5 protein-coding genes are annotated in these 6,876 nt (G+C 55.7%); 2 read left to right on the top strand and 3 right to left on the bottom strand.

Features of this window, described 5'->3' with window-relative positions; all coding sequences use genetic code 11:
* Positions 1-1,025 precede the first annotated feature (1,025 nt).
* From A3A5_RS0109900 to A3A5_RS41115, 3 genes are read right to left on the bottom strand one after another with little or no spacing between them, the layout of a single operon-like run.
* Positions 1,026-2,261: an RNA-binding domain-containing protein gene (locus A3A5_RS0109900; protein WP_018310427.1), complete on the bottom strand. Its 1,236-nt coding sequence runs from the start codon at positions 2,259-2,261 to the stop codon at positions 1,026-1,028.
* Positions 2,262-2,270: 9 nt separating this feature from the next.
* Complete coding sequence (locus A3A5_RS0109895) at positions 2,271-4,940, bottom strand: TrlF family AAA-like ATPase (RefSeq protein WP_018310426.1); 2,670 nt, start codon at positions 4,938-4,940, stop codon at positions 2,271-2,273.
* Positions 4,937-5,134 carry a CopG family transcriptional regulator gene (locus A3A5_RS41115; protein WP_081623848.1) on the bottom strand — a complete coding sequence of 66 codons (198 nt, stop codon included), beginning with the start codon at positions 5,132-5,134 and terminating at the stop codon, positions 4,937-4,939. Before A3A5_RS41115 ends, A3A5_RS0109895 begins: the two co-directional genes overlap by 4 nt.
* Before the next feature lie 231 nt (positions 5,135-5,365).
* Between A3A5_RS41115 and A3A5_RS0109885 the strand changes: the two genes are divergently transcribed.
* Positions 5,366-6,520, top strand: a complete 1,155-nt coding sequence (locus A3A5_RS0109885; protein ID WP_018310424.1) for a hypothetical protein — start codon at positions 5,366-5,368, stop codon at positions 6,518-6,520.
* A gap of 201 nt (positions 6,521-6,721) precedes the next feature.
* Positions 6,722-6,876 (top strand): helix-turn-helix domain-containing protein (locus A3A5_RS45615; RefSeq protein ID WP_018310273.1); only part of this gene is annotated, 155 nt, incomplete at its 3' end.

Raw genomic sequence — 6,876 nt, 5'->3', positions numbered from 1 at the left:
GTGCCGGAACTGGTCGACGCCATCAACGAGTACATCGCTCACCACAACACCAACCCCAAGCCGTTCATCTGGACCAAGAGCGCTCGCGACATCCTACAGNAGGTCATTCGTGCCAACCGCCGCTTAAGTTCCAAACAGAATGGAACATTGCACTAGATTGGCGTAGTAATCTTCGTCCTGCCCGAGGGAGAAAAAATGCTCAGGCGCGAGCGCCTGAAATTGCGCAGGAAGATCAGGCTTTCGTGTGCCAGGCGGCAGGTTTGGCGCGCCTGCAGCTGCGCGCAAACCTGCTTGCCCGATCTTGACAGAGCCCGGGGCGTGCCTGGCTCCCTCCATGTCAAAAACAACGAGGTAGAATTTCGTACGAAAGCTGAACCAATCGTCCCAATTATCTTCGACCAAGAAAGCTTGTCCGCGCGCGCGTAGAGGAACTTGCGTCTCGGACTGAACAACCGTAAACATCCTCTATCCCCGTCAAAATGGCATGGTGTCGGCATTTTGATCGACACGGAAGTCGGCCGGCAAACTGCCTTTCCTGTCGGACAGGATATCCCGCTGCAGCACGGGCCTTCTCGCAAACCGAAAGAGCTTGGCTGAAACCGTGCGTGTTGTCATCCCCGCCGATGTAGGAATCGACGGCTCATGACAAACGTCATCCAAAGATCGTCGTAGAAATCCATGACGCCTTCGGAATGACCTGCACACGGACCATGCCATACTATGGGGCATGACCGACCAAAACACAGACCACAGACGAACCTACGCGAATCCGGCGCGCAGTGGTTCATCCTGTTTACGGCGCGCACGCTGACGCCAATCCCTGATCTCCGCATTCTGGAGTCAGTTGGTAGACGACGGGCATCGCAACGGGCGATAGGAAGGCCGGTTATGAAATCTGCGGGGCCGCACCGAGCGTGGCAGTGGTCATCAGGCGCGCTGAGCAGTCTTTAGAATGGTCGCTTACAACCTCGCGTAGCTGCTAGCCGCAGATAGCGTCAGAGGGCTGTCATAGGCGACCGCTACCCTTACGAACGAGGTAAAGAGACAACGACGTGATCTTCGGTTGCGTCAAACTGCGGCGCCACACCTGCCGCGGCCCTGACCAGGGGAACAATTTTGTTCCGAACGCCCATCCCCCGCGCATCAACGTAGCCGTAATCTCTGAGCACATTGACAATCAGAGGATTTCGCGGTGAGCGTTGCCCTGCCAGCATTTTTTCCACTGTCATGGAGTTCTGCAAAGCCCCAGGACTTATCACCTCCAGACGATTCGAGTATGCGACGACCTCGACTTCCAAAGGGCGCGTCCAGTCACGGTGCGCAAGAGCATTCACGAGGGCTTCGCGCAAGGCATCGGGCGGATAATGCCAGGTCCTTTCTCGACGCAAGCCATCGCCGAGGTCTTCACCTTCTGAGCTGACAAGGGGCTGCCCTTGCATCCTGTCAAATAGTTCTTCGATTAGCCCCCGCTCAAGAAGCTCCCTCGAGCCATTTTTCTGACGAATGAAACTGGCCACTAGCGGCCCATCCAATTCGGTGTCATCAAGCGCCTGGTATGTCTTGTCTTCGCCATCAAAGACCATCCATCGAATCCCAGCTTGGCGCAAGAACCTGCGTGGCGTACGCCCGAACAGGACGATGCCCGCGATGCTAGACACTGGCTCGCGCCCTTCCACCTTTGTCATGAAGCCAAGGCCCAGCATGCGCTCAATCAATGCTTCCTCATTAAGAGGTAGTTCCTGATCGCCCGCATATGTCAGCAGATAGTCCTTGAGGCGCTCGCGATCGAGGGCATCCAGAGATGCTCCGGAGACAGGTAATGTCTCACTGTGCAGCAATCCTCCTGTGGCAAACAGTCGCGCTTGCGCTTCACGGTCAGCAAGTCGAGACGTACTGCCTACCCGGATGTATATGTCCTCTCGTTGATTGTGACGCAAGACATAAGGCTTGCTCGTCCCCATCGTGAATGAGACGACAGCCACCTGATTGCCGTCATCGAGTGTGACAACCTCGTAGAATGGCAGGAGCATAGGATACACGTGAGCAAAGATGGAGTTCATTACCCAAGTTTCCAGGTCTTGACGCTGGATTCCCGAGATCGATCCATCGTCCTCGACACCCAGCAACACCATACCGCCGCGTAAATTTGCCATTGCAACGACTTCCCGCGCCAGGCTTTCTGGCCGCAAGTCGTCTCGCTTGAACTCCACACCCGAGTTCTCACCGTTCGCAATGATTTCCAGCAGATCCGTCTTGAGCATTGCGTTCTCTTAAAATCCGTACTTCACTCTGCGTTGGGAGAAGGCTTCCCGCCCTCCTTCGAGGATCTCCGCGACTTTCTCGCGGATCTCTGGGACATCGATGGAGCCCTGCGCATCGACAGGCATCTCGGCATGACTATCCGTCGCAGAAAAAATGCCAATCCACTCTGCGTCACCAAAAACGGGAATGTTCGCGTTGTGGGTAGCGAAGAGGAATTGGCGCTCTGTCTTCGCGCCTCTTAGCTGGGTCACGATACGCTCGGCAATAAAGGCATTGTCGAGATTGTCCTCTGGTTGATCCATCACCAACGGGTCATCGTTGTCCAACAACAGCAGATGAAGGATTGCCGTGCATTGCTGTCCTGTGGAGAGGTGTTCCAGTGGCTTAAACACTTCGGCATGATGCGCCACATTCAACTCGATCAGAATCCGGTCCTGAAGGTCGATTTCCTCCAATTCGAGCAAACGGCCTCGCTCCATCCTGGCCAGAGCTTCGACAACCGAGGGCTGCATGCCCCAATCCCAAGTCAGCGACTTGATCTCACTCTCGCCACCTTTGATCGCCTTGACAAGTGCAGCGATGGTCAGATCGTCCCCGGACTGATCAATCCATGCGAGCTTCTTCTCCCCGAGACCCGGCATCTCAAAAAGAAACTCCTTCAGCGCCCGGCGCTGGCCACCGATCTTCAGATTGAGTCTCAGCTTGCCTTGCAATTTGCGGTTCAGCTTCTTGACAGCCGTTCGGAGTTCCTCACTGCGTTGATCTCGGACGCTAGCAAACTCATCGAGCAGATTGCGCCGCTGCCCCTCCAACTCTTGTAGCAACTTATCGACAGTCGCGATGCGGACTTCGCTGGGTCGGATCGACTCGATTTCGCGTAGAAGGTCTTGATAGGCTCGACCAACATCGCGGCCGGATTTTCCGGCGAATGCGGGGAGATCGGAGAACGTCTTTTCCAGTCCGGCAGCCTCAGCGTCGATCTTTGACTTCAGCAGGATTTGCTCGGCATCTGTGGCAATCAGGGCGGTACCGTGCAATGCCAGGAGATTCTCTAGTGAGCGATGGAGTTCCCCGGTAACCTTGTCAAGCACCTCCCGGATCCGGACAAAGACATCAGCATGAGGCAAGCCCTCCAGAGCTTTATCGCTGAGAAACGCTGTATCCGGCAAACTGTCCCGCAGCGACTCAATTCCACCATAAGCACGCTCGAACTCCTCCTGCACCCGCTTCGACAGCTGTCTCTCACGCTCGAGCTTCGGCACGAGAGCCAACTTAGACTCCAACCCCAATGATTGGAACTGGAGCACCTGCTCCGTTAGCTTCGGCAACCGAGCAACTTGCGCCTGAACATCGTCTTTTTGCTGGACGGCAGCCAGCAATTTGTGTCGATTGTCAGCCAGTCGCTTACCTATCAACGCAAGTTCATTGGCTCGGGCAGTACCACCGGGCAAAAAGCGGTTCAGGAGCTTCGTCTGACTCATCGCGTCTCGCGCGAGTTCGAAGATTTCGTTCTGACCGTAAATCTCGATGCGTGGCAGTAGATCACCCGGCACCAGCTGTGAAACCCGACCCGCGTCATCCTTGACCACTGGCGGCTCGCCGTAGCGCCGCGTGATGGTATAGCGACGACCGTTCTGCGCCGCTGAGACAACCACCAGCTCGATTCGACTACCGGCACCCAGGTTCGCTTTGACGATGTCATCGTGCTGCCGCCGAGCGGATGCCGCTCGAGGGGGGACGTCGAGTGCATAGCGCAGACACTCGATGAGCGTGGACTTTCCGGTACCTCGCCCCCCGATCACCGCATTGAGATGAGCAGAGAAGTCGATGACAATACCATCAAGATATCCGCTATAAAAACTCAGCTTCTCGATTCTCGAATAGTGAAATTCTGGCAGCTCCCCCAACCGTATGCGTGACTCGGGATCCTTAAATGCGGTAAGAAATCCCTCAAAACCTGGACGGGTCATCTTGATCCAGCAAGTTGCGCCAGAATCGGCCAAGTCTTCTGGCTTTGCCACATCTTTCGCATTTAGCGGGGTGATTGGATGCGCACGTCGATAGTCGGCATTCTTATTGAGAACGATATCTCTATAGTTGCTCGGCAAGTCTTTAACCGGACCGGGGATCTGCCCTGCTTTAACGAGCGCTTCATCTTGCCAAATATGGACGAGCCCTCCTCCATCCTGGTTCAGGCGCAGAAGGCCGTTGTTTCCGGTCATGTGCGCTGCATACCAGAAACCCCCCATCTCAAAAATCGCTTGTGCCAGCTCGAGACAGCCCTTGCGCGACGGCCAAATTGTGTCCTTTACATCGGTGAGATCCAGTTTGCCCAGGAAACGGTTTAGTTGACCGCTGCTTGTACCCTCTGGGAAGAGGCACACCATGTGAATCTTCTCGCTGGAAGCGATTTCGAACCCTGGGAAAACAACAATGCCATCTGCCTCAAGGAGTTGGCGCAAGCCGTCCACCGCGTCAACGCTTCCGTGATCGGCTATTCCAATAACCTTAACGTCCAGCGCTTTGCACTGTTCCAGAATCTTCTCGTTGTACTCACGCTCGGTGAGACCATGCTCGGAACCTCGGTATTTGGACTGGTACCCAGAGGGATTGACCTGAAGGGCACAGCGCCAAAACCGCGCCACTGTGTAGTTGGCCTGCAACGATCCGACGTTCATGGACGTTCCTCAAGGGGAGGATTCCCAGATCCAGGTACATGCACACCTTGCTGCAGCAGTTTTCCGACTGCCTTGCGAATCAGCCACGCAACGCTGACGTCCTCACGCAGCGCAATGGCCTGCAGGGCATCAAGCTGGTTCTTGGGTAAAGTGACTGTCACGCGTTTGATGTCATTGTCCACGGTACGATTCATGGGTTTATGCTGCCGTTTGCATCAGGTTGCATAATTTTACAGCAAAGTGCTTCGGGCGACCTCGCGGCAGAGCCGGCCGTGCTACAGCCCATGGTTGCCCGCCAATCTGAAGGGGCCCCGCCGATCGCTGTTGGGCACCGCCGGCAAAAACGCATACCATGGCGGACTCTGAAGACGCCATGGCCGGCATGGTCCCGCTTGGCGGTAGCCCACCCTTAAGAAGGTCTCGACATGCCATTGACCGCATACTCCGTCTCCGAAGGCAAGGAGCTTGATGTTGAGCAGGTTCTCCTGGCGCTGTCGGCCAAACATGGGGTAAAGATCCCAACATCCACAGAGCAAATCCCTGACTCCTGGAGAGAGCATATCCGCGTCGACATCGAGTGCCCGAGCTGCTTTGTCACGGGCGCGGAGATTGTCAAAGAAGCTACCTCCCGTACCACCAGCAGGAAAGTCCGTCAGGCCTGCTTCAGGTTTGTGTCGCCTGGCCACCGCCAACAATGCGACTTTGCTGCAGACGACGCAAGCAACGTCACCCCAGAAACCGCAGTTCAGTTCGGGGCAGCCAACTCGGTCCTCACAAGAGCCATCCGAGATCTCGTATGTGCCGGAATCCACAAGGCCGTGTTCGATCAAAAAACCATTCGCGACATGCGCGAATGGTTCTTCAATAAGAAGCTTGAATCGACTTTTCTGGTTTCACTTGATCCCCGCTTGCCAAAATGGGTCAATAACCTTACGAGATTGGAGCACGGCACATTTGGGCAGCTTCCGGAAAGCGTGGCGCTAACCACAGAAATTGCTTCCCTGCCCGGGTTCGACTGGAAAGCAGAGGCGACACGCATTCTCATTCAGCGCCACCGCGATGCGTACGAGGCCATTCGAAAGAATTGGCTATGGTCATTTTCGATTGCGGAGCGAGTCGAATCGCTGGCTAAACGATATCAAGGGCAGTTCGCCTTCGACCCGACGGCTCTAAAGCATGAATTCGACCTCAGCATCTCGTTAGCGGAGTTCATCCATCACAACCACGTGCCCATTAGCCAATTAACCAGAAAGCCTGGCACGGCAGTCCCTGCGCACCTACTAGCCTTCTCTGCCCTGCTCCTCTTCGTAAACGCCTGGGACATGAAGCGTGCCGTCGATGACTTTGTAACCATTTCGGCATCGCTCGGGCAAGCTGAGAACGACCTCGGTAATTTGATCGGCCTTAATCCGTTCCACGACTACAAAGCTTGGGAAAAACTGAAGCAACTTCAGGTGGCGAACCTCAACGTCCCACTGGACGTCGATCTGCTGACGGAAAGGCAATCTCTTGTGCAGGAACTTCAGGCACACTATCACGTTAAGCATACCCGCGATATAGGCAGGCCGGTAGTGGCATAGACCACCACGTCACCGCGCGCAATCATCGCGCCGGCCGACCAAGATGCGTTGAAATGCTCTCCCAAGATCGCCTTGCTCCAAAGCGTCAGGGGGGCCTAGTGTAGCGTTCTGTTCTTGATGGAACGTATATGAATTCGGCGTCTCCAATGCCCACACTGCGACACAGCGTGGAGAGAGTGAGTGCGAGTTGCCCCCGAGATCATGTTGACCGACGAGGAGCGAACCAATTTGACGAGGCTGGTTCGGTCGAAGCTCACGAGCGTGAGGCTGGCGCAGCGCGCGCGCATTGTGCTGCTGGCCGCCAACGGAATGCAGAACAAGGACATCGCCGAGCAGTTGGGAGTCGGACGCGTGCA

The organism is Cupriavidus sp. UYPR2.512 (genome assembly GCF_000379565.1).
In the GTDB taxonomy this organism is placed as follows: domain Bacteria; phylum Pseudomonadota; class Gammaproteobacteria; order Burkholderiales; family Burkholderiaceae; genus Cupriavidus.
Note: the sequence above shows the minus strand (reverse complement) of the source record. Positions and strands in the feature narration are given on the sequence as shown.

What these genes read in the sequence shown, in the direction of transcription:
- A3A5_RS0109900 (WP_018310427.1), bottom strand. Translation starts at nt 2,261, where the DNA reads ATGCTCAAGACGGATCTGCTGGAAATCATTGCGAACGGTGAGAACTCG.
- A3A5_RS0109895 (WP_018310426.1), bottom strand. Translation starts at nt 4,940, where the DNA reads ATGAACGTCGGATCGTTGCAGGCCAACTACACAGTGGCGCGGTTTTGG.
- A3A5_RS41115 (WP_081623848.1), bottom strand. Translation starts at nt 5,134, where the DNA reads ATGAATCGTACCGTGGACAATGACATCAAACGCGTGACAGTCACTTTA.
- A3A5_RS0109885 (WP_018310424.1), top strand. Translation starts at nt 5,366, where the DNA reads ATGCCATTGACCGCATACTCCGTCTCCGAAGGCAAGGAGCTTGATGTT.